This is a genomic window from Streptomyces sp. NPDC038280, assembly GCF_055600045.1.
In genome coordinates this window covers 75633-96021 of sequence record NZ_JBVJYZ010000006.1, presented here as the reverse complement: position 1 = coordinate 96021, position 20389 = coordinate 75633, and the positions used below count along the sequence as shown (strand labels likewise).

General features: G+C 71.0%; 23 protein-coding genes. 15 read left to right on the top strand and 8 right to left on the bottom strand.

What is annotated here, in order from left to right; all coding sequences use genetic code 11:
• Positions 1 to 63: 63 nt before the first annotated feature.
• Together ACZ7J0_RS15260 and ACZ7J0_RS15255 are read right to left on the bottom strand one after the other, a co-directional pair.
• Complete coding sequence (locus tag ACZ7J0_RS15260) at positions 64 to 2214, bottom strand: FG-GAP repeat domain-containing protein (RefSeq protein WP_470887482.1); 2151 nt, start codon at positions 2212 to 2214, stop codon at positions 64 to 66.
• A gap of 51 nt (positions 2215 to 2265) precedes the next feature.
• On the bottom strand, positions 2266 to 3075 hold the full coding sequence (locus ACZ7J0_RS15255) for an NAD(P)H-binding protein (protein ID WP_470887480.1): 810 nt from the start codon (positions 3073 to 3075) through the stop codon (positions 2266 to 2268).
• A gap of 117 nt (positions 3076 to 3192) precedes the next feature.
• On the opposite strand from ACZ7J0_RS15255, the gene ACZ7J0_RS15250 reads away from it, so the two are divergent.
• Both ACZ7J0_RS15250 and ACZ7J0_RS15245 read left to right on the top strand, forming a co-directional pair.
• Positions 3193 to 3591: a winged helix-turn-helix transcriptional regulator gene (locus ACZ7J0_RS15250; protein WP_470887478.1), complete on the top strand. Its 399-nt coding sequence runs from the start codon at positions 3193 to 3195 to the stop codon at positions 3589 to 3591.
• Entirely contained in the window at positions 3588 to 4715 is a 1128-nt protein-coding gene (locus ACZ7J0_RS15245) for a DUF2786 domain-containing protein (protein WP_470887476.1), read from the top strand. The genes ACZ7J0_RS15250 and ACZ7J0_RS15245 overlap by 4 nt, the downstream gene beginning before the upstream one ends.
• Before the next feature lie 382 nt (positions 4716 to 5097).
• Here ACZ7J0_RS15245 and ACZ7J0_RS15240 read toward each other — a convergent pair whose 3' ends face one another.
• The 3 genes from ACZ7J0_RS15240 to rpmB are packed head-to-tail and all read right to left on the bottom strand — an operon-like array spanning position 5098 to position 6169.
• The gene (locus ACZ7J0_RS15240; RefSeq protein ID WP_470887474.1) at positions 5098 to 5580 is read right to left on the bottom strand and encodes a hypothetical protein; all 483 of its coding nucleotides are present in this window, start codon (positions 5578 to 5580) and stop codon (positions 5098 to 5100) included.
• A 47-nt stretch (positions 5581 to 5627) separates the two neighbouring features.
• Positions 5628 to 5933 (bottom strand): 30S ribosomal protein S14, encoded by a 306-nt coding sequence (gene rpsN, locus ACZ7J0_RS15235; RefSeq protein WP_470887472.1) that lies wholly within the window; start codon positions 5931 to 5933, stop codon positions 5628 to 5630.
• The gene (rpmB, locus tag ACZ7J0_RS15230) at positions 5933 to 6169 is read right to left on the bottom strand and encodes a 50S ribosomal protein L28 (protein WP_470887471.1); all 237 of its coding nucleotides are present in this window, start codon (positions 6167 to 6169) and stop codon (positions 5933 to 5935) included. The genes rpsN and rpmB overlap by 1 nt, the downstream gene beginning before the upstream one ends.
• Positions 6170 to 6231: 62 nt before the next feature.
• Here rpmB and rpmG point away from each other — a divergent pair, with 62 nt between their 5' ends.
• The 5 genes from rpmG to ACZ7J0_RS15205 all read left to right on the top strand — a co-directional run bounded on the left by rpmG (position 6232) and on the right by ACZ7J0_RS15205 (position 8455).
• The gene (gene rpmG / locus ACZ7J0_RS15225; protein ID WP_470887469.1) at positions 6232 to 6396 is read left to right on the top strand and encodes a 50S ribosomal protein L33; all 165 of its coding nucleotides are present in this window, start codon (positions 6232 to 6234) and stop codon (positions 6394 to 6396) included.
• Between the two features lie 5 nt (positions 6397 to 6401).
• The gene (locus ACZ7J0_RS15220; protein WP_470887467.1) at positions 6402 to 6647 is read left to right on the top strand and encodes a type B 50S ribosomal protein L31; all 246 of its coding nucleotides are present in this window, start codon (positions 6402 to 6404) and stop codon (positions 6645 to 6647) included.
• Positions 6644 to 7780, top strand: a complete 1137-nt coding sequence (locus ACZ7J0_RS15215; RefSeq protein WP_470887466.1) for a CobW family GTP-binding protein — start codon at positions 6644 to 6646, stop codon at positions 7778 to 7780. The genes ACZ7J0_RS15220 and ACZ7J0_RS15215 overlap by 4 nt, the downstream gene beginning before the upstream one ends.
• A gap of 3 nt (positions 7781 to 7783) precedes the next feature.
• The gene (rpsR, locus tag ACZ7J0_RS15210) at positions 7784 to 8023 is read left to right on the top strand and encodes a 30S ribosomal protein S18 (protein ID WP_470887464.1); all 240 of its coding nucleotides are present in this window, start codon (positions 7784 to 7786) and stop codon (positions 8021 to 8023) included.
• A 192-nt stretch (positions 8024 to 8215) separates the two neighbouring features.
• Positions 8216 to 8455 (top strand): DUF397 domain-containing protein, encoded by a 240-nt coding sequence (locus tag ACZ7J0_RS15205; RefSeq protein ID WP_468711434.1) that lies wholly within the window; start codon positions 8216 to 8218, stop codon positions 8453 to 8455.
• Positions 8456 to 8524: 69 nt separating this feature from the next.
• Here the strand turns inward: ACZ7J0_RS15205 and ACZ7J0_RS15200 are convergent, their stop codons facing one another.
• The gene (locus tag ACZ7J0_RS15200) at positions 8525 to 9061 is read right to left on the bottom strand and encodes an ATP-binding protein (RefSeq protein ID WP_470887461.1); all 537 of its coding nucleotides are present in this window, start codon (positions 9059 to 9061) and stop codon (positions 8525 to 8527) included.
• Between the two features lie 336 nt (positions 9062 to 9397).
• Between ACZ7J0_RS15200 and ACZ7J0_RS15195 the strand changes: the two genes are divergently transcribed.
• The 7 genes from ACZ7J0_RS15195 (at position 9398) to ACZ7J0_RS15165 (ending at position 16718) form a co-directional block, all read left to right on the top strand.
• Complete coding sequence (locus tag ACZ7J0_RS15195; RefSeq protein WP_470887460.1) at positions 9398 to 10291, top strand: helix-turn-helix domain-containing protein; 894 nt, start codon at positions 9398 to 9400, stop codon at positions 10289 to 10291.
• A 90-nt stretch (positions 10292 to 10381) separates the two neighbouring features.
• A complete protein-coding gene (locus ACZ7J0_RS15190; protein ID WP_470887458.1) occupies positions 10382 to 11839 on the top strand; it encodes an aldehyde dehydrogenase family protein in 1458 nt (485 codons plus the stop codon).
• Positions 11840 to 12018: 179 nt separating this feature from the next.
• Positions 12019 to 12555 (top strand): DinB family protein, encoded by a 537-nt coding sequence (locus ACZ7J0_RS15185; protein WP_470887456.1) that lies wholly within the window; start codon positions 12019 to 12021, stop codon positions 12553 to 12555.
• 53 nt (positions 12556 to 12608) lie between these two features.
• Complete coding sequence (locus tag ACZ7J0_RS15180; protein ID WP_470887454.1) at positions 12609 to 13253, top strand: PadR family transcriptional regulator; 645 nt, start codon at positions 12609 to 12611, stop codon at positions 13251 to 13253.
• 78 nt (positions 13254 to 13331) lie between these two features.
• Positions 13332 to 14360, top strand: a complete 1029-nt coding sequence (locus ACZ7J0_RS15175) for an ATP-binding cassette domain-containing protein (protein ID WP_470887452.1) — start codon at positions 13332 to 13334, stop codon at positions 14358 to 14360.
• A 23-nt stretch (positions 14361 to 14383) separates the two neighbouring features.
• Positions 14384 to 15175 carry an ABC transporter permease gene (locus ACZ7J0_RS15170; RefSeq protein ID WP_470887881.1) on the top strand — a complete coding sequence of 264 codons (792 nt, stop codon included), beginning with the start codon at positions 14384 to 14386 and terminating at the stop codon, positions 15173 to 15175.
• A gap of 382 nt (positions 15176 to 15557) precedes the next feature.
• On the top strand, positions 15558 to 16718 hold the full coding sequence (locus tag ACZ7J0_RS15165) for a WD40/YVTN/BNR-like repeat-containing protein (RefSeq protein ID WP_470887450.1): 1161 nt from the start codon (positions 15558 to 15560) through the stop codon (positions 16716 to 16718).
• A 59-nt stretch (positions 16719 to 16777) separates the two neighbouring features.
• On the opposite strand, the gene ACZ7J0_RS15160 is transcribed toward ACZ7J0_RS15165, so the two are convergent.
• Positions 16778 to 18184: a glutamate decarboxylase gene (locus ACZ7J0_RS15160; RefSeq protein ID WP_470887448.1), complete on the bottom strand. Its 1407-nt coding sequence runs from the start codon at positions 18182 to 18184 to the stop codon at positions 16778 to 16780.
• A gap of 28 nt (positions 18185 to 18212) precedes the next feature.
• A complete protein-coding gene (locus ACZ7J0_RS15155; protein ID WP_470887446.1) occupies positions 18213 to 19526 on the bottom strand; it encodes an ion channel protein in 1314 nt (437 codons plus the stop codon).
• 83 nt (positions 19527 to 19609) lie between these two features.
• Here ACZ7J0_RS15155 and ACZ7J0_RS15150 point away from each other — a divergent pair, with 83 nt between their 5' ends.
• Positions 19610 to 20368, top strand: coding sequence for a MerR family transcriptional regulator (locus tag ACZ7J0_RS15150; protein ID WP_470887444.1), 759 nt, complete (start codon positions 19610 to 19612; stop codon positions 20366 to 20368).
• Positions 20369 to 20389: the final 21 nt, after the last annotated feature.

The window sequence follows — 20389 nt, the reverse complement described above, 5'->3', positions numbered from 1 at the left end:
CCTATGCCTACGTACACGTGTGCGCCAACGTAACAGTGGGCTGTGACAGCCGGGCGGGCGGCGTCAGCCGATGGCGGCGAACGCCTTCCAGCCGGTGCCGATCTTCACGCCTGAGCCGATCCCGCCGGTGCCGTTGCCCGCGTAGCGGTACAGGTCACCGCCGGTCGTGCGGCCGAGGATGTCGTCCTTGCGGTCGCCCGTGAGGTCGCCGACGCCGACGAAGTCGACCATGCCGCCCCAGCCGCTGCCGATCTTTGCCCCGGACCCGATGGTGCCGGTGCCCGTGCCGTAGTACCGGTAGAGGTATCCGCCGGTCGTCCGCGCGAGGAGGTCGCCCACCTTGTCGCCGTTGAGGTCACCGGCGCCCACGATGGTCAGGGACTTCCAGCTGGTGCCCACCCTTCCCGTACGCGTGAGAGTCCCGGCCTTCGTCCCGGCGAACATGTACAGGTCGCCCGTGGCTGTCTGCCGAGCGATCAGGTCCGGCAGGCCGTCACGGTTGAAGTCCCCGGAGTAGGAGAAGCCGTCGAAGGCGTTCCAGCCGGTGCTGAGCTTCAGCGCGGGGGACTGGGGGGTGACTGCCTCGCCGCACGTGGGGCTGTACCGGCGCATCTCGCCCGCGCTGTCGCGCACGAGCGTGTCGTTGCAGCCGTCGCCGTTCAGGTCCCCGAAGGGGATGAGGACCGAGGTGGTGGGCCAGGTGCCGCCGCTGACCTTCGCGGAGACGGTCTGGGAGGCGTTGCCCTTGTAGACGGACAGACCCCCGGTCGACGTCCTCGCGTACACGTCCGGGAAGCCGTCGGCGCCCACGTAGTCCCGGCGCTTGGCCGGAGTCGGCGTGGGCGGGGTCGTCGTCAGGCCGGTGCCGGCCGTCCACAGCTGGTCGTCCTGCGCCCAGACGGCGGTGGCGTTCCCGTCGGGGCCGACGGCGACCGCGCCCTCGGCGTAGCCGGAAGGGGCCTTGCTGAGCTTGGTGGGAGCCGTCCATGTGCCGTTGATCCGTGCGGCGGTGTTGAAGACCCGGGGGCTGTTCTCCTCCGTCGTGGCGTCCTGCGCCCAGCCCACCTGGACCGTCCCGTCGGCGCCGATGGCGGCGTCGAACTGCTCGGGGACGTAACCGGTGGAGAGGGTCTTGACCGGGGACCAGGCACCCGCGGCGGAGCGCGTGGAGGTGCGCACGCCCACGCCGCCGGCCTCGCGGTAGTCGACCCAGGCGAGCGTGATCTCGCCGTTCGGCGCGATCAGCGGCGCGCGGAGCTGCGCAGTGTCGGAGGACTGGATCCTCTCGGGCGCCCCCCATGCCGTGCTTCCCGCGGGGCGTACGACGGACACCACGTCGATGTCCGTGGACTCGCCCTCCTTGATGGAGACCCAGGCCACGGAGGCGGTGCCGTCGGCGGCAAGGGACAGCAGCGGGACGCCTCCGTCGTTGACGGCGGAAAGGTCCTTGGGCGCGGTCCACGCCGTGGCGCCGGCTGCCTTGTGGACGGTCTTCACCGTCTGGCCGGCCTCGACCGAATGGTTCCAGACGACCGTGACCGCCCCGTCGGCCGCGACCGCGGCCTGGGGCCACCATCCGTCGCCGGCGACCAGTACGGCCGGCGCCGACCAGGTCCCACCGGGACCCGTGCGCTCGGAGACGTACAGCGTGCCGTCCCTGCCGCCGCTGCCCCGCCAGACCGCCACGCTCTTGCCGGACGGGCTTCCCGCGTAGGCGATTTCGCCGATGCTCGTGCTCGTCGCGATGTCGTCGGCGGCGGACCACGTGGTCGAGCCCTTGGGAAGCGTCGAGGTGCGCAGGACCATGCCGGACTGCAGTTCGTTCACCCAGGTGACGGTGACCGATCCGTCCGCCGCGGGCACCACCTCGATGCCCCGCCGCCCCTCCGGCAGCAGGCTCAGCCGGTGCGCCGCGCCCCACGCGGTGCTTGCCGCCGGGCGGACGGCGGTCCACAGCTCGGAGTCGGCCGTGTCCTGGAACGCGCGCTCCCAGACGGCGACCGTCCTGCCGTCCGTGGTCGTCCGGACGTCGACGACGGTGACGAAGTCCCCGAGACCGGTCAGCGCGGTCGGCGCACTCCACGGCCCGGTCTGTGCCGCCGCGGCCACCGTCGCCGTCGCCAGGACGGTGGTGGCGGCGGTGCCCAGACCGACGACCCCCAGGGTCAGCGTGGGCACCAATGCGGCGGTGATGAATCTGCTGCTCTTGCGCAACGCGGGTCCTCCCCCTCGTACATGTGTGCGCGAGGTTAGCCGACCCCGGACCTATCCACGGACCGCCTTCGCGTACACCTCCAGCGCCGACAGCGGCTCCCGGCCCAGCAGCCTCCGGAGGTCGTTCTCGATGTCCCCGCCGTTCAGGAAGCCATGGGCGATCGCCGAGTACGTGCTGGTCAGCATGGGGACCTGGAAGGGCTCCGCGCCCGACGCGGCGATCGAGGCGCGGGCCTCCGCCAGGGTCGAGGGCTCGTAGCTGGCCGAGAGCGCGGCCGCCAGGTTCGCGCCGCCCAGGGGGGTTTCGCCGAGCAGTTCGTAGATCCTGCCCGCGTGCGGCGCCGGGTCCGTCGCCACCCGGACCGCGATCTCGGCGAGGTCCTCGCGGGCCACGGCCGCCAGGCGCCCGTCGCCCAGGGGCGCGGTGATCCGCCCGTCCGCGTCCGGTGTGGCGAGCCACACCAGCATCTCGGCGTACAGGCCGTTGCGCAGGATCGTCCACGGCACGGAGGACCGCCACAGCCGGCGCTCGGTCCAGCGGTGCGGCAGGGCGTACGTGAGGTGGTCGCCGTCGCCCGAGAGGGAGGTGTAGACGATGTGGCCGACGCCCGCCTTCTCGGCGGCGGAGATGGCGGCCTCGTGGCGGGCGACGACCGTGTCGTCCTCTCCGTACCCCGCCGAGATCAGCAGCAGTGTGTCGACGCCGGTCAGCGCGTCGGGCAGGGACGCGGGGTCGTCGAAGTCGACGCGGCGGGCGCCCACGACGTCGCCCCGGGTGCCCAGGACGACGTCGTCGCGTCCGGCTACGCGCTCCGCGATCAGCTTGCCGAGTCCGCCCGAGACACCGGTGATGAGCAGCATGGAAGGGTCCCCCTGAGTGACCGGCCACACACCATGGGCCGGTCCGTGTTCGTGGTTCTGTTCGATGGCTGGGACCATCTTGTGGGGCAGCGCGTGATCGCAGAAGGAGGCACTTTGATGTCCGTGGGGCACACCGGGGTAACCACCCCTACCACCGATCCCTTGGTCAGCTGCGCCGAGGAGTGCGGGGTACGGGACGTCCAGGACCGGCTCGGCGACAAGTGGACCGTGCACGTCGTCGTCGAGCTCGCCCACGGGGTCAAGCGCTTCAAGGAGCTGCAGCGGCTTGTCACGGGCATCTCCCAGCGGATGCTCACGCTGACCCTGCGCCGGCTGGAGCGCGACGGTCTCGTCACCCGGACCGTGCACCCCACCATCCCGCCCCAGGTCGAGTACGAGCTGACCGGGACCGGCCACAGCATGACCCACCTGATCAAGGCGCTGATCGACTGGTCGCTCGACCACCGCGCCGAGATCGCCGAATCCCGCCGGGAATGGGACGAGAAGCAGACGTGAGCAGCACCACCGAACAAGCCCTGGCAGCGGCGCTGTACATCGACGGCGACGCCGCCCTCGACACCGGCGCGTCGCTGCTCGCCGCCGATCCCGGCGCCGACGCCGAACTCTCCCGGCGGGGCGAGGAGTTCGTGCGCCGCGCCTGGCAGCGGGGCTGGCAGCCCGCCGACGTCGTACGGATCGTCCGCCGCGACCTCGACGAGCGTCATGTGCGTCTCGCCGCCGGCCTGATCGAGTCCGAGACCCGGCGGTACGAGCGGCTGCCGCCCCGCTGGGAGGCCCAGCTGGCCGAACTCGCCGAGCTCACCGCGGAACCGTGGCGCACCGACCGCTTCTCGTACGCCTCGGCCGTCCTGGAGCTGTACCGCCTGCTCGCCCGGCTCCCCGCGATCGAGCCCGTCGGGCCGGCCCCCGGGGCGTCGCTCCACGCGCCGCCGGCCCCCGGCGAGCCGCGCATGCTGAGCCGCGTCCGCGCGCTGCTGGCCAAGGCGGAGGCGACCGGCTACCCGGAGGAGGCCGAGGCGCTCACGGCCAAGGCCCAGGAACTGATGGCCCGCCACAGCCTCGACGAGGCGGCGCTCGCCCACCGGACGCACGCCCACGACGTCCCCGGCGCCTGCCGGATCGGCATCGACGCGCCGTACGAGACGGCCAAGGCGATCCTGCTGGACGCCATCGCCGCGGCGAACCGCTGCCGGGCCGTGTGGAACAGCGCCCTCGGCTTCTCCACGGTCGTCGGCTTCGAGGCCGACCTGGAGGCGGTCGAGCTCCTCCACACGTCCCTGTTGGTCCAGGGCACGGCCGCGATGACGAAGGCGGAGGCGGGGCAGCGGGCCGGCGGCCGTAAGCGGACGAAGACCTTCCGGCAGTCCTTCCTGATGGCGTACGCGACCAGGATCGGCGACCGCCTCGCCGCCGCGGCGGACACCGTCGTCGCCTCCGACGACCTGCTGCCGGTCCTCGCGGCGAGGGACGTCGCCGTGGTGGACAGGGCCCAGGAGATGTTCCCGGAGACGGTCGCGACGCGGGTGCGGGGGGCGACGGACCTGGCGGGGTGGGAGGACGGCAGAGCGGCGGCCGACAGCGCGCGGATGCCGGGGCGGCACCGGCCGATCGGGTCGTAAGGGGCAGGTGGCCTTCGGCGGCCGGCGGGACCGGTTGCCCCGGGACCGCGCCGGGCCACGGAGCGGCTTACGGCCCGGCCCCACCCGGGACTGCCCGGAGGGGGAGCCGGCGCGCCGGCGGAGCCGCCGCGCCGGGCCACGGAGCGGGCGGCGAAGGACGTCGGCAGAGAAGGACCCCGCGTGGGGACGAGGTCCGCGAGGTGCTCGCCCGGCCACGGGGGCGGGGCAGGCGGAGGGCGTGCCCGATCCCGTGTTCCGCCAGGCCGCGGGAGCTCCTCCTGGCGACGCTTGAAGACCTCTCGGCCGCCCTGGACGAGGAAGGGCCGCGGCCCCCTGCGGGACCGCGACCCATCAGCGGCGACGGGGCCCGTCGCCCCGGCCCCTAGGAGTGGGGCAGACCCGTCGGCAGCTTGCCCGGCTCGCTCTTCTGGAACGTGTCGGTCCCGACGCCGTCCCACGCGACCTTCAGGCTCGTGGCGTCGACGGACTCCACGCGACCGGAGGTGCGCTCACCGCCGTTCGGGCAGGACAGCGTGATCGTGCCCTTCTCGGCGCTGCCCTGGCAGCTCTTGCCGGTACCGGTCTCCACCAGGATCGCGATCTTGCCCTTGACGCTGAGGACGACACCCTTGCCCGGAGTCGTCATCGAGATCCAGCCGCCTTCCAGGCTGCCGTCCTTGACGTCGGCTCCGGCGTCCTTGTCGGTGCCGCCGGTGGAACCACCCTGGCCGCCACCGCTCTCGGCACCGGCGCTGCCGGCGCGGTCCTTCTTTCCACCGTCGTCACCGCCGCTGGAGCAGCCGGTGACGACGAGAGCGGCCGCGACACCCGCGGCGGCGACACAGATACGTACGCGCTTGAGCACGGAAAGTCCCCCTGTGAAACAACGGTTGATCGACAGACCGCGTCAAGCTACCAGGAGGATTTGCGTACGCCCGGCAGGAAGCCGGCGTGTGCCTGCTGCCTCGTACGGACCCTCGACAGGCCGAACTTCCGCAGGAACCCCCGCGGTCGGCCGTCCACGCCGTCCCTGTTGCGGACCCGCGTCGCGCTCGCGTCACGCGGCTGACGACGCAACTCGCCCTGTGCGGCCAGCCGTTCGGCCTCCGTCGAGGAGGGCCGGCGGATGATCTCCTTCAGCTCGGCCCGCCGGGCCGCGTACCGCGCGACGACCTCGCGGCGCCGCTCGTTGCGAGCGATCTTGCTCTTCTTCGCCATCAGACCTTCACCCCTCGTGCGCGGATCCGGGCCACGGCTGCCTCGATCCCGATCGTGTCGACGGTCTTGATCGCCTTGGTGCTGAGTGTGAGGCGGACGTGCCGGCCCTCGCTCGGCAGCCAGTAGCGCTTGCGCTGGACGTTCGGGTCGAAGCGGCGCGAGGTGCGCCGGTGCGAATGGGAGACGCGGTTGCCGAAGCCCGGCTGGGAGCCGGTGAGCTGGCAGTGGGCGGACAAGGTGACCTACCTCTCGGAGTTTGTTATTGGCAATGGAAACCATTTCCATTTATTCTAGCCCCATGGCCCGCAACGAGCTCCGCCCGATCATCAAGCTCCGGTCCACAGCCGGCACCGGAGTCACCTACGTCACCCGCAAGAACCGCCGGAACGACCCCGACCGCATGACCCTGCGCAAGTACGACCCGGTCGCGCGTCGGCACGTCGACTTCCGAGAGGAGCGCTGATCACCATGCAGTCCGGCATCCATCCCGCGTACGGCCCGGTCGTCTTCCGCGACAAGGCCGCCGACTTCGCCTTCCTCACCCGCTCCACCGCCACCAGCGACAAGACGGTCGCGTGGGAGGACGGGCGGACCTACCCCGTCATCGACGTCGAGATCTCCTCGGCGAGCCACCCCTTCTACACCGGCACAGCGCGCGTGCTGGACACGGCCGGCCGGGTGGAGCGGTTCGAGCGGCGGTACGGCAAGCGATGAACATCGCCCTCGTCGGCGGGCTCCATTCGGACGCCCGCCGAGCCGCCGTCGACCGGCTGCTCGCCGAGGTCCCCGGCAGCGTCGCGCTCCACCACGATCTGTCGACGGCCGTACGGGGCACCGTCGTCCGCACGATCCGGGACGCGACCGGTGTGCTCTCGACCGGCGAGGCGCCTCTCGTCAACGACTGCGCCTGCTGCGCGCTGCGCGAGGATCTCGTTCCGGAGCTGGAGCGTCTCGCGGAAGGCGGTCCGACGCGTCTCGCGGTCGTCGAGCTGTGGGACTCCGTGGAGCCCAAGGCGATGGCCGAAGTCGTGGCGTCCGCCGGACTCCGCGTCACCGCCGTCATCACGGCGGTCGACCCGGCGCTGCTGCTTCCCTACCTCGGCAACGGCGACGACCTCATGGACGCGGGGCTCGCCGCCGCCCCCACCGATCAGCGCACGGTCGCCGACACCTGGGCGCGCCAGCTCGAGTACGCCCCCGTCCTCGCCCTGCTCGACCACGGCGAGGCGGATGACGAGGACCGCGCCCTGCTCGCGCAGTTGCACCCCACCGCCCGTCAGGTACGCATCGACGTCGGAGGAGCCGGCGGCGGGGACCTGGCCGCCGCCGCGCAGGCCGGCTTCGACGTCGAGGCGGCCGCCGCCGCCCAGCACCCCGCCTGCGCGCTGCTCCCGCAGGAGGCCGACGCGAGCGGGGTCGGCACGTTCGTGTGGCACCGCCGCCGGCCCTTCCACCCCGAGCGGCTGTACGCGGCGCTCGAGGACCTGACCTGCGCCGCGGCCCGCAGTCGCGGCCGGTTCTGGCTCGCCGACCGTCCCGACACGCTGCTGGCGTGGGACGCGGCGGGGGGCGCGCTCTGCGTGGAGAGCGCGGGGCCCTGGCTCGCCTCCCTGCCGGACGCCGCCTGGGAGATGGTCCCGCCGGTGCGCCGGGCCGCGGCCGCTCTGGACTGGAACCCCGAGCACGGGGACCGCTGCCAGCACCTGGTCTTCACCTCGCCCGGCCTCGACCGCGAGGGGCTGGCCGACCTGCTCGACTCCTGCCTGCTCACCGACGCGGAGTACGCCGCCGGGCGCGCCGCCTGGAAGCTGCTGCCGCCCGCCTTCGACACCCTCCTGGAGGTCTGACCCATGCCCAAGCCCCCGCGCCGGCCCGCGCCCAGGACCCGGCCCAACCCGCTGGACCGGGACAAGATCACGTACATCGACTACAAGGACACCGACCTGCTGCGGAGGTTCCTCTCGGACCGCGGCAAGGTCCGCGCTCGCCGGGTGACGCGGGTGACCGCCCAGCAGCAGCGTCGGCTCGCGCGCGCCATCAAGAACGCACGGGAAATGGCCCTGCTTCCGTACGTGTCGGTAACCCGCTAGCCCGCGAGGGATCCGGAAGGGCTTTCCCTGCGTCTCTTTCCCAGGGAACGGCCTGCCCCCGAGGTGCGTTTCCCAGTAGCTGTAGTCATCGCGCCCCTGTCGTGCACGTGCATCTGCACATGCATTGGCATATGAACACAGCTATGATCCGGGAAAGTTGACACCTGCACCAAGCATCTCGGGGAGCTTCCTGTGCACCACGCGTACAACGGCATGGCGGCCACGGAACTTCATGGGGTCGTCTGGCAGAAGAGCAGGCACAGCAACTCACAGGGCTCGTGCGTGGAGTTCGCCAAACTGCCCGGCGGGGACGTGGCGGTGCGCAACTCCCGGCACCCGGACGGACCCGCTCTGGTCTATACGCCGGCGGAGATAGAGGCGCTGTTGCTGGGTGTGAAGGACGGGGAGTTCGACCACCTCATAGGCGGCTGACACCGGTCAGCCGCCTCGCAGGTCCCTCGCGTCACCCACCGCACCGTTCACCGTGCCACCCGCTCGTGGCTACGCGTGCCCCGCCGCACTCGGCTCGGAGCCCAGCCGGAACAGCGCCCAGACCACCTTGCCGTGCAGTGTCCCGGCGAGCGGGTGCCAGCCCCAGCTGTCGCTGAAGGAATCGACCAGGAACAGCCCCCGGCCCGACTCGGCGGCGAAGTCCTCCTCGGACTCGCGCGTCTGCGGCCCGGAGTGGCTGGGGTCGCGCACCGCGCACACCAGCCGTGTCGTCCAGCGCATCAGATGCAGCCGTACGGGAGACTCCTGCGCGCTTCCCTGGCCGGCTGATGCGTGGGCGCTCTCGTCGGCCGGTACGGCGTGCCGCAAGGCGTTCGTCACGAGCTCGGAGACGACGAGGGCGACATCGTCGAAACGGTCGTCGAGACCCCACTGACAGAGTGTCGATCTCGTGAACTTCCGCGCACCGCCGACGGCTTCGAAGCGGGCGGGCAGGGCGCAGGAGGCGGAGGTGGAGACGGCCGCGGGATCGATCGGCGGAAGGCCCTGCCGTAACGGCTCGAGCATGGTCGATCCATTCGTCCCCATGCGAGGCACTCCCGGGAATCGCGGCTGTGACGCTACAACACGAACGAGCACGCAGGTGCGCGAGGACCATGGTTCCGAATGCGCCGAGCGGATGCAAGGGCAGATGCACGTGCACGCGCCGGACCTGTCCCCGCCCGTGCCGTTTCTTGCTCATATCTTCCCTGGACTACTTTCAGAGGGTTGCCGGGCGCTTCCTCTTTCCGTAACCGAATGAGTACGGGCTGAAGCGTTTTGGTGGCAGAATCCGGGGCTCGGAGTTCGGGGGTGCTCCGTCACACCGACGTGAGACAGGCGTGCAGACGTGAACACACCGACGCGAAGGGGAGGGCTGGAGTCGTGACCGCAGGTGAATCCTGGGGATACCCCCGGGGCGAGGGCCCAGGAGGAGGGTCTGTGGTGCGGCGGATCCTTCTGGGGTCCCAGCTGAGGCGGCTGCGGGAATCGCGCGGCATCACGCGCGAGGCGGCCGGCTACTCGATCCGCGCATCCGAATCCAAGATCAGCCGTATGGAGTTGGGAAGGGTGAGCTTCAAGGCCAGGGACGTCGAGGACCTTCTCACGCTGTACGGCGTGGGCGACGAGACGGAGCGCGCCTCGCTGCTGGGTCTCGCGCGCGAGGCCAATGTGGCCGGATGGTGGCACAGCTTCGGCGATGTGCTCCCCGGCTGGTTCCAGACGTACGTCGGCCTCGAAGGCGCCGCCTCGCTCATCCGGATTTACGAAGTCCAGTTCGTCCACGGCCTGTTGCAGACCGAGGCGTACGCCCACGCCGTCGTGACCCGTGGCATCCCCGACGCCCCGCGCGCCGAGATCGAGCGCCGGGTCGCGCTGCGCCTGGAACGCCAGAAGGTACTGGTGTCAGAGCGCGCTCCGCGCTTCCACGCCGTGCTCGACGAGGCGGCGCTGCGCCGTCCGTACGGCGACCGGTCGGTGATGCAGGGCCAGTTGAGGCATCTGATCGAGATCTCGGAGCATCCCAACGTCACGCTCCAGGTCATGCCGTTCAGCTTCGGCGGCCACGCGGGTGAGAGCGGCGCGTTCACGATGCTGCGCTTCCCCGAGTCGGACCTCTCCGACATCGTCTATCTGGAGCAGCTCACCAGCGCCCTCTATCTCGACAAGCGCGAGGAGGTCGCCCAGTACGAGCGGGTCATGGAGCGGCTCCAGGAGGACAGTCCCGATCCGGCCGAAAGCCGGGATCTTCTGAGGGGTCTCCTTCAACTCTCCTGACTCATAAGTAGGATGACGTGACATCAGCTGTGAGCTCGCGTGAGCGGTCGGACCGGCCTGCTGCGCCTTGGCGATGAGGGGTCTCGTCTCATGTCCTACTTCACCGACCTGGCCCATCAGTACATCGACGGTGAGTGGAAGCCCGGCAGCGGCTCCTGGGACATCATCGACTTCAACCCGTACAGCGGGGAGAAGCTGGCGTCGATCACCGTGGCCACGGCCGACGAGGTGGACCAGGCCTACCGGGCGGCGGAGCGCGCACAGGTCGCCTGGGCCGCGACCAACCCGTACGCCCGCCGGCTGGTATTCGAGCGGGCGCTGCGGATCGTCGAGGAGCGCGAGCAGGAGATCAGCGAGACGATCATCGCGGAGCTGGGCGGCACACGGCTGAAGGCCGCCTTCGAGCTGCATCTGGCCAAGGAGTTCCTGCGCGAGGCCGTGCATGTGGCGCTGCGGCCCGAGGGGCGCATCCTGCCGTCACCGGTCGACGGCAAGGAGAACCGCGTCTACCGGCTGCCGGTCGGCGTCGTCGGGATCATCAGCCCCTTCAACTTCCCCTTCCTGCTGTCGATCAAGTCCGTCGCGCCGGCGCTGGCCCTGGGCAACGCCGTGGTCCTCAAGCCGCACCAGAACACGCCGATCTGTGGCGGCACCCTGGTGGCGAAGGTGCTGGAGGAGGCGGGGCTGCCCGCGGGTCTGCTCAATGTGGTGGTCACGGACATCGCCGAGATCGGTGACGCGCTGATCGAGCACCCCGTGCCGAAGGTCATCTCCTTCACCGGCTCGGATCGCGTCGGACGGCATGTCGCCACGGTGTGCGCGGCGAACTTCAAGCACGTGGTGCTGGAGCTGGGCGGCAACAGCGCGCTGATCGTCCTCGACGACGCCGATGTCGACTACGCGGTGGACGCGGCGGTCTTCAGCCGGTTCGTGCACCAGGGGCAGGTCTGCATGGCCGCCAACCGGATCCTGGTGGACCGCGAGGTGGAGCAGGAGTTCACCGAGAAGTTCGTGGCCAAGGTGAAGACGCTGAACGTCGGCGACCCGGCCGAGCCCACCACCCACATCGGCCCGCTGATCAACTCCCAGCAGGCGGAGGCCGTCACGTCGCTGGTCGACCAGACCGTCGCGGCGGGAGCGACGGCGCTGCTGCACGGCGACGCGCGGGGCACCCTGGTCTCCCCGTCCGTCCTGAGCGGGATCGCCCCGGACTCGCCCGTCCTGGCGCAGGAGATCTTCGGGCCGGTGGCGCTGATCGTGCCGTTCGACGGCGAGGACGAGGCCGTCCGGATCGCGAACGACACGCCGTACGGGCTGAGCGGGGCCGTGCACACCGGCGATGTGGAGCGGGGTGTGCGACTCGCGCGGCGCATTCACACCGGGATGATCCACATCAACGACGGCACGGTGAACGACGAGCCGATCGTGCCGTTCGGCGGTGAGAAGCACTCGGGCATCGGGCGTCTGAACGGCGAGGCGATGATCGAGGCGTTCACGACCCAGAAGTGGATCTCCGTGCAGCACGGGCGGACGCACTTCCCCTTCTGAGCCGGCGCGGAGAGCCCTTGTCCGTGCGGAAGTCGCCCGTACGTGCCCGTGGTTGCGACTTCTCGTGGCAGTTGCGGATCCGTACGGGATTGCGGACAGAGTCTGACCTGAAGGGTCCGTAGCTTATGAGGTGTCAGGGCGGCGCAGGGCCTCCCTGACAGGACCGGAAGGCGGACACCATGGTCACTCACGTTCCCGCGGAGGACAGGGGCGACGAGCGCGGCGCGCTGATCGGATTCGTCGAGGCGCAGCGCGGCGCGGTCCGCCGGTCCGTCCTCGGCCTGACCGAGGAGCAGGCGGCGAGCCGTCCGAGCGCCAGCGAGCTGTCGCTGTCCGGCCTGCTGAAGCACGTCGCCGAGACGGAGCTGAACTGGCTGCGCATGGCCCAGCAGCTGCCCAACGAGAAGGAGCGCACCCGGGAGACCTGGGGCGACAGCTTCCGGCTGGTCGACGGGGAGACGATCTTCGGCGTTCTCGCCTTCTGGGACGGTGTGGCGAAGGAGACGGAGGAGTTCATCCGCGCGGTGCCGAGCCTGGACGACACCTTCCCGCTCCCTCCCGCTCCCTGGTTCCCGAAGGACGGCGCGGTGTCGATGCGGTGGATGATGATGCACCTCGTCGAGGAGATCGCCCGGCACGCCGGGCACGCGGACATCATCCGTGAGTCGCTGGACGGCAAGGGTGCCTTCGACCTGATCGCGCTCGAACAGGGCTGAGGGCCGCCGTACCCTGGTCGGAATTGATCAGATTGATCAGGGAGAGTGCGGCGATGTCAGCGATCCGGCTTCTGGTTCTCGGTGCCGTGCGCCGCCACGGGCGGGCGCACGGCTACCAGGTGCGCAACGACCTGGAGTACTGGGGCGCTCATGAGTGGTCCAACGGCAAGCCGGGTTCGATCTATCACGCGCTGAAGCAGATGGCGAAGCAGGGACTGCTGTACGCCTACGAGACCGCCCCGAGCACAGCCGGCGGGCCCCCGCGAACCGAGTACGAGGTCACGGAGCAGGGCACGGCCGAGTACTTCGCGCTGCTGCGCGAGGCGCTGACCACCTACGACCAGAAGATGGACGTCCTGTCGGCGGGGATCGGCTTCATCGTCGACCTGCCGCGCGAGGAGGCCGTGGCCCTGCTCGAGCAGCGGGTGCGCAAGCTGGAGGAGTGGCGGGCGGCCGTCACCGAGCACTACACGCCCGAGGGCGGCCCCGAACAGCTGGGCCACATCGGGGAGATCATGCACATGTGGGTGCACTCGGCTGACGCGGGCGCGCAGTGGACGCGCGGCCTCATCGAGCGGATCGAGGGGGGCGCGTACGTCTTCGCCGGTGAGGCCGGTGATCCCTTCGTCGGGGTGCTCGCCGACGACGAGGAGAACCCGTACGCCACGGGTGTCCCGCATGAGGGAGATCTTCACTAATCAAGTTTGACCAATGCGGGAACCCCGGTTACCTTCGATCGAGTGGTCAAGTTTGACTACTGGGCCGGGAGGAGCGGGATGACTGACGCCATCGTCGTCGAGGGCGCGCGCAAGAGATTCGGCAGGAAGCAGGCGCTGGACGGGTTCGACCTGGTGGTCGGCGGCGGCACGGTGCACGCCGTGCTCGGCCCCAATGGGGCGGGAAAGACGACCATGGTCCGCGTCCTCGCCACGCTGCTGCACCATGACGAGGGCGTGGTGCGGGTGGCGGGATACGACGTACGTACTCAGGCCCGCGAGGTGCGCCGCCGGATCGGGCTCCTCGGCCAGCACGCGGCCGTCGACGAGGAGCTTGGCGGCCGGCAGAACCTGGAGATGTTCGGGCGCCTCCACCACCTGGGCGCGAGGCGGGCGGGCACGCGGGCGGACGAGCTCCTCGCACGCTTCGGACTCGCGGACACCGGCCGCAAGGCCGTCGGGCAGTACAGCGGAGGGATGCGGCGCCGGCTCGACCTGGCCGCCTCGCTCATGGGCGCGGGAGGCGGCACCGAGCCCGCCGTGCTCTTCCTGGACGAGCCGACGACCGGCCTCGATCCGCGTGGCCGCGCGGAGGTGTGGGACGCCGTGCGCTCCCTGGTCGGCGGCGGCACGACGGTGCTCCTCACCACCCAGTACCTCGAAGAGGCCGATCAACTGGCCGACCGCATCTCCCTGGTCGACCGGGGGAGGGTCATCGCGGGCGGGACGGCGGACGAGCTGAAGGCCGAGGTCGGCGGCGACCGGATCGATGTGGTGCTGCGGGACGCGTCCCAGCTGGGGCGGGCCGCGGCGCTGCTGCCGGGCGAGGCGGCCGTGGACGAGGACCGGCGGCTGGTGAGCGCCCCGGTGACGGACAGGATGGCGGCGCTGGCCCGGACCGTGGAGGCGCTCCAGCAGGCAGGGATCGAGGCCGAGGACATCGCCCTGCGGAGGCCGACGCTGGACGAGGTCTTCCTGCGGCTCACGGGTCCGCAGAAGGAGCAGGAGCAGACGCATGACCCGGACCAGGGCCGGGGTCAGGACCAGAGCCAGGGCCGGGGCCGGGGCCAGGATGGGGTGGCGGCATGAGCGGCACGAGTGGCATGAGCGGTATGAGTGCGACGAGTGAAGTGAGCCGTCCCGCGCTCCCGTACGTCGTCGTCGACAGCTGGACCATGACCCGGCGCGAACTGGCCCACTGGGCCCGGCAGCCCGTGCAGTTCGCCGTCGGGCTGGTCTTCCCGGTGATGCTGCTGCTGATGTTCGGCTACCTCATGGGCGGCGGCCGGGAGGTCGAGGGAAAGTACGTCGACTATCTGGTGCCGGGGATGCTCGCGCTGACGATGGCTTTCGGCCTGGAAGGCACGATGACGGCCGTCAGCCAGGACCTCAACAAGGGCGTCGTGGACCGGTTCCGGTCCATGCCGATGGCCGATTCCGCGGTCCTGGTGGGGCGGTCGGCCGCCGACATGCTCCAGTCCGCCGTGGGTCTCGCGCTGATGATCGGTGTCGGATACGCGATTGGCTGGCGCACGCACGGCGGCCCGACGGCCTCGTTGGGAGCGGTGGGGCTGCTGCTCCTGCTGCGGTTTGCCATGCTCTGGATCGGCATCTTCCTGGGGATGGTGGCGGGCCGTCCCGAGCTCGTGCAGGCCGTGCAGATCCTCGTCTGGCCGGTCGGTTTCCTCTCCAACGCGTTCGCGGTGGAGGAGACGATGCCGGGGTGGCTGGGGACGGTGGTGGAGTGGAACCCGATGTCGGCCACGGCGACGGCGGTACGGGACCTGTTCGGCAACCCGGGCGGCGAGCCGGGACATCTGACGGCGGCGGTGGTGTGGCCGCTGGTGCTGGTCGCGGTGTTCTTCCCGCTGGCGGTACGGAGGTTCAGGGGGCTGAGCCGCTGAGCGACCGCTGGGAGATCGCCGCGCCGGGAGAGTGAGGCAGCCGGGAGAGTGAGGCACCTGAGGGGTTGGCACTCCCGGGAGGTTGATGCCGCCGAGGGATTGGCGCCGCTCGGCTGTCGCCGCCGCTGAGGAATCGACGGCGTGGAGAAATTGATGCGGTGAGATGTGGAACCCGAAGCCGGTGAGCGGTGTACCAGAAGCAGCACGGTTCACCGCGGACCGGCGGAGGGGCAGGGGGAGCGCGATGCGTGGGCGAAGGGGCATGGCGGGTGTTGTCGTGGCGCTGCTGATGGTGGGGTCCACGGCCGCGTGTGCGGCGGGGTCGTCGTCGGGGTCGGGTGTATCCGGCGGCGGGGGCGGGGGGTCGTCAGGGGGCACCGGGGTGGGCCGGTCCGAGTCCGGCTCGCGAACCGGGACCGGGGCCGGGGCGCGGGCGCGGGCGCCCGGTCGTACCGCTTCGCCGGGGGTCGCGCTCCCGCGGATCCCTTCGGCACCGGATCTGCCCGGCTGGTCCCACAGCCTCGGATTCGCCGCGGACGGAAGCGGATTCACCCTCCTCGCGCGCTGCGCCGAGGACGAGGCGAAGCCGGAGAACAGCTTCTGCCGCCAGCAGGTGGCCGTCCTCGACAAGGGCGCCTCCCGCTGGGAGGTGCGCAGGTCGCCGCTTCCGGAGGTGCGGGGCTCGCACGGCGTCTCGGCGCAACTCATGGTGGTCGGGCCGGGCAGGGCCCTCATCCAGGAGTCGAGCGAGGAGCATCCGCTGCGGACCTGGTTCACCCGGGACGGCGGGCGGTCCTGGCGGGAGGGCGATATGAAAGCGGTCGGCACGGTCACGGCGATACCGGCCGGGGGCCTGCTGTCCACCGAGTGCGCCGGCCCGCCGGCGCCGGTGGCGGAGGACTGCGCCCGGCACCGGCTGGTGACGTACTCGCCGGAGGACGGGCGGAGGAGGGTGCTGGCGCGGGGGCCGGCGCTCGGCGCCCACCCGCTGCCCGCCTCGCACCCCGAACCCGACGGCTCCTGGTGGGCCTCGGGCACCGACCCCGCGTCGGGCCGGGCCGCGGTCGCCGTATCCCGGGACGCCGGCCGGAGCTGGAGGGTGAGCGTCCTGCCGAGCCCCACCGCCGAGCCGGGGTGGCATGTCGCCGTCGCGGTCGGGCAGGACGCCGTCTATGCGGCGGAGATGGGCGAGCTGAAGGGCGGGGAGCCCGTCAAGAATCCCTTGCGGGCCCTGCACCGCTCGCTGGACGGCGGGCGCAGCTGGAGCAGGATGTGGACGACCGGTCCGGCGGACGAGCCGCGTACGCTGCTCGGCCTGCCGGTGCCGGGCCCTGGCGGGCGGGTCACCCTCCATGGCGAGGCGGGCACCTTCACCAGTGCGGACGGTGGCCGCACCTTCAGCCCTTCGGACCGCCGTCTGAGCCATGTCCGCCGGACGCCGCTCGGCCTGCTTCACGATCCGGGTTCCGGGTGCGAGTACGGCATATCGGTCGACGGAACGCACTGGACGGCCTTCCGGCTGGCCTGCGGGTCCACGTCCTGAGCCCGGGCTTCGGGCTCACCGGACCTGTGCGCATCCCGCGCATGGGTGCGGAGCCCGCGTCAGTGGTGAAAGGAGGTCGCCGCCTCCTTGTCGTGGGTCACGGGGGCGGACTGGCCGCGCAGTTCGGGCATCAGCCGCTCCAGGTCCTCGACGAGCAGCGCGGCGAGGTCCTTCGAGAAGCCGTTGCGGCAGACCACGCGCAGCACGGAGAGGTCCTCGCGGTTGGCCGGGAAGGTGTAGGCGGGCACCAGCCAGCCGGCTTCCCGGAGCCGGCGCGAGACGTCGAAGACGTTGAAGTTCCGTACGCCGGGGGCGGTGGTGAAGGCGAAAACCGGCAACTGGTCGCCCCGGGTGAGGAGCCGGAAGTCGCCCAGGTCCTCGATCCGGTCGGCCAGTCCGAGGGCCACGTCCCGGGTGGTCTGCTGGACGGCCCGGAAGCCCTCCCTGCCCAGCCGCAGGAACGTGTAGTACTGCGCCACGACCTGCGCCCCGGGCCGGGAGAAGTTCAGGGCGAAGGTGGGCATGTCGCCGCCCAGGTAGTTGACCCGGAAGACCAGCTCCTCGGGGAGTTCGAGGGGAGAGCGCCACAGTGCCCAGCCGACGCCCGGATAGACCAGCCCGTACTTGTGACCGGAGGTGTTGATGGAGGAGACCCGCGGCAGCCGGAAGTCCCAGACCAGCTTCTCGTCGATGAACGGCGCCACCATCGCACCCGACGCGCCGTCCACATGGACGGGGACGTCGATACCCGTCACCTCCTGAAGGACGTCGAGGGCCGCGCAGATGTCGGCGACCGGTTCGTACGACCCGTCGAAGGTGGAGCCGAGGACGGCTACGACCCCGATGGTGTTCTCGTCGCAGAGCGCGGCGGCGGCCTGCGGGTCCAGGTGGAAGCGGTCCCCCTCCATCGGGACCAGCCGGGGTTCGACCTCCCAGAAGTTGCAGAACTTCTCCCAGCAGACCTGGACGTTGACGCCCATTACCAGGTTCGGCCGGGCGCCGCCGGGATAACGGTCGCTGTTGGCCCGTGTCCAGCGGCGCTTGAGGGCCATCCCCGCGAGCATGCACGCCTCGCTGGAGCCGGTGGTCGAGCAGCCGACGGCGGTGGACGGGTCGGGGGCGTGCCAGAGGTCGGCGAGCATCGCGACACAGCGTCGCTCCAGCTCGGCGGTGCGCGGGTACTCGTCCTTGTCGATCATGTTCTTGTCCCGGCACTCGCCCATCAGGGCCGTGGCCTGCTGTTCCATCCAAGTGGTGACGAAAGTGGCGAGGTTGAGCCGGGAGTTGCCGTCGAGCATCAGCTCGTCGTGGACGAGCTGGTACGCGCTCGTCGGAGGAAGCGGTCCGTCCGGGAGGCGGTGCTTGGGGGGTGCCGAGGTCATGCCGCCGACCGGGTTCGCCTCGCCGAAGAAGGGGTTGAACGTCAGCTGGCGGTCGGGCTCGGCCGGCCCCTGGTGCAGCGGCATGGAAACTCCTTCGGAAGGGGGTGGGAGGTCAGCGCAACGGCGCGCCGGCGGGGTCGAGTTGCATCTGCGGACGGCCGGTGACCAAGAGCCAGGCGGGAAGCGTGGCGAAGCACAGCAGGGGCAGGACGGTGGGGTCGGGGGACAGGACGGCCGCTGTGAACAGGCTCAGCCAGCCCTGGCGGGTGACCGCGAGCAGGACGCCGAGGACGGCGCAGACCACACCGAGGGTGGGATGGACGGCGGGTACGAGGCCGTGGCAGGCGAGCCCGAGGGCCACCCCGGCGAAGACCGCGGGGAAGATTCGTCCGCCAGGGAAGCCGCAGGACGCGGCGATGGTGAGCGCGGCCAGTTTCACCACCGCCATCAGGGCGAGCTCGTCCCACGACCAGCCGTCGGGGTCGGCGCCCAGCACCTTGACCTCGTCCAGGCCCTTGAAGAGCGTCAGATGCCCGCCGAGCGCCCCGAGGAGCCCCAGCAGGAGTCCCCCGCACGTCACCATCAGTACCGGATGCCTCAGACGCCGGAAGGCGGCATGGGCGTGAGGCAGCGCGTAGACGGCCGCCATGCCGAGCAGGGCGCCGAGGGAGGCGACGATCAACGCCGCCAGGACATCGCCCCAGCGCGGTCCCGAGAAGTCGGGGAGCGAGATGTCGAAGCTGGGGGTGGCGATCAGTGCGGTCGTCAGCCCGCCCGCGCCCGCCGCGAGCAGCGGCCCGAAGAGTTTGTCCCAGAGCAGACCGGGCCCCGGCCGCATGGTGAGGGTCTCGGTGAGGATCAGCGCGGCCGCGACGGGTGTTCCGAACAGGGCCCCGATGGTCCCCGCGGCGGCCAGCGACACCCAGAGTTCGGCGGGTGCGCGAGGGAAGGCCTTGCGGCCGAGCCAGTAGGCGAGGGCGACGTTGGCGGCGGTGACGGGGTTCTCGGGGCCGAGACTGACCCCGCCGGCCAGCGCCAGGCCGGCGGCGAGGAGCAGCCCCGGCACCACGCGGGCCGGGATCGGCGGATCGACGAGCCCGGTGGTGGCCGGGTCGGCCCCGGCGTGTCCCGGCACCTTCCAGACGACGAGACCCACGGCCAGCCCGGTCGTGGTCAGGACGGTGATCATCCACAGGGACGAGTAGCGGCCGATCCCCAGCGCGTCCGGGACGGTCTCCCAGAGCACATCCTGAAGCTTCTCGGCGGCCACGCTCACCCCCAGCAGAAGCAGGCTCGCGCCCACCCCGACCACCAGAGCGGGCAGGATCACGGGCAGCAGCGCCCGGGCTGGGGCGGCCGGCGGTGAAGGCGGCGACGGGGGAGCTTCGGTGGCCACGCGCCCACCATAAGTGGGCAAATGACGCATAACATCCCGAGATTCGGGCTTGCACCTCCCGTTGCGTGAGGGCTCAGGCTGATGTGCGTACCGAGAAGAAGGGAGCGGGGAGCATGAGCTACTCCGTGGGACAGGTCGCCGGTTTCGCCGGAGTGACGGTGCGCACGCTGCACCACTACGACGAGATCGGGCTGCTCTCCCCGAGCGGCCGCAGCCACGCGGGCCACCGGCGTTACGACGACGCCGATCTCGACCGGCTGCAGCAGATCCTGTTCTACCGCGAGCTGGGCTTCCCGCTCGAAGAGGTCGCGGCCCTGCTCGACGACCCGTCAGTGGACCCGCAGGAGCACCTGCGGCGCCAGCACGAGCTGCTGTCCGCACGGATCGCCGAGCTGCAGAAGATGGCCGAGGCCGTCGAGCACGCCATGGAGGCGAAGAAGATGGGCATCAACCTCACGCCCGAGGAGAGGTTCGAGGTCTTCGGGGACAAGGACCCGGAGCAGTACGCGGAAGAGGTCGAGGAGCGCTGGGGCGGGACGGAGGCGTACGCCGAGTCGCAGCGCAGGGCCGCCCGCTACACCAAGGACGACTGGAAGCGTATGAAGGCCGAGGTGGACGACTGGGGCGTCCGTTACGCCGCCCTGGTGGCGGCCGGCGAACCGTCCTCCGGCGAGCGGGCCATGGACATGGCCGAGGAGCACCGGCAGCACATCGACAGGTGGTTCTACGAATGCCCCTTCGAGATGCACCAGTGTCTCGGCGAGATGTATGTGGCGGACGAACGCTTCAAGGCGTTCTACGACTCCCTGCGCCCCGGGCTCGCCGAGCACCTGCGGGACGCGATCCTCGCCAACGCGGCCCGTCACGCCTGATCGGGTGAGGGGGTACGGGAG

Bases quoted from the DNA above. Each gene is read 5' to 3' on its own strand.
- ACZ7J0_RS15255 (WP_470887480.1), bottom strand. From the start codon at position 3,075: ATGCTGCTCATCACCGGTGTCTCGGGCGGACTCGGCAAGCTGATCGCG.
- ACZ7J0_RS15150 (WP_470887444.1), top strand. From the start codon at position 19,610: ATGAGCTACTCCGTGGGACAGGTCGCCGGTTTCGCCGGAGTGACGGTG.
- rpmG (WP_470887469.1), top strand. From the start codon at position 6,232: ATGGCCCGCAACGAGCTCCGCCCGATCATCAAGCTCCGGTCCACAGCC.
- rpsN (WP_470887472.1), bottom strand. From the start codon at position 5,933: ATGGCGAAGAAGAGCAAGATCGCTCGCAACGAGCGGCGCCGCGAGGTC.
- ACZ7J0_RS15180 (WP_470887454.1), top strand. From the start codon at position 12,609: ATGTCAGCGATCCGGCTTCTGGTTCTCGGTGCCGTGCGCCGCCACGGG.
- rpsR (WP_470887464.1), top strand. From the start codon at position 7,784: ATGCCCAAGCCCCCGCGCCGGCCCGCGCCCAGGACCCGGCCCAACCCG.
- ACZ7J0_RS15190 (WP_470887458.1), top strand. From the start codon at position 10,382: ATGTCCTACTTCACCGACCTGGCCCATCAGTACATCGACGGTGAGTGG.
- ACZ7J0_RS15175 (WP_470887452.1), top strand. From the start codon at position 13,332: ATGACTGACGCCATCGTCGTCGAGGGCGCGCGCAAGAGATTCGGCAGG.
- ACZ7J0_RS15155 (WP_470887446.1), bottom strand. From the start codon at position 19,526: ATGCGTCATTTGCCCACTTATGGTGGGCGCGTGGCCACCGAAGCTCCC.
- ACZ7J0_RS15250 (WP_470887478.1), top strand. From the start codon at position 3,193: ATGTCCGTGGGGCACACCGGGGTAACCACCCCTACCACCGATCCCTTG.
- ACZ7J0_RS15160 (WP_470887448.1), bottom strand. From the start codon at position 18,184: ATGCCGCTGCACCAGGGGCCGGCCGAGCCCGACCGCCAGCTGACGTTC.
- ACZ7J0_RS15170 (WP_470887881.1), top strand. From the start codon at position 14,384: ATGAGTGCGACGAGTGAAGTGAGCCGTCCCGCGCTCCCGTACGTCGTC.
- ACZ7J0_RS15215 (WP_470887466.1), top strand. From the start codon at position 6,644: ATGAACATCGCCCTCGTCGGCGGGCTCCATTCGGACGCCCGCCGAGCC.
- ACZ7J0_RS15220 (WP_470887467.1), top strand. From the start codon at position 6,402: ATGCAGTCCGGCATCCATCCCGCGTACGGCCCGGTCGTCTTCCGCGAC.
- ACZ7J0_RS15185 (WP_470887456.1), top strand. From the start codon at position 12,019: ATGGTCACTCACGTTCCCGCGGAGGACAGGGGCGACGAGCGCGGCGCG.
- ACZ7J0_RS15200 (WP_470887461.1), bottom strand. From the start codon at position 9,061: ATGGGGACGAATGGATCGACCATGCTCGAGCCGTTACGGCAGGGCCTT.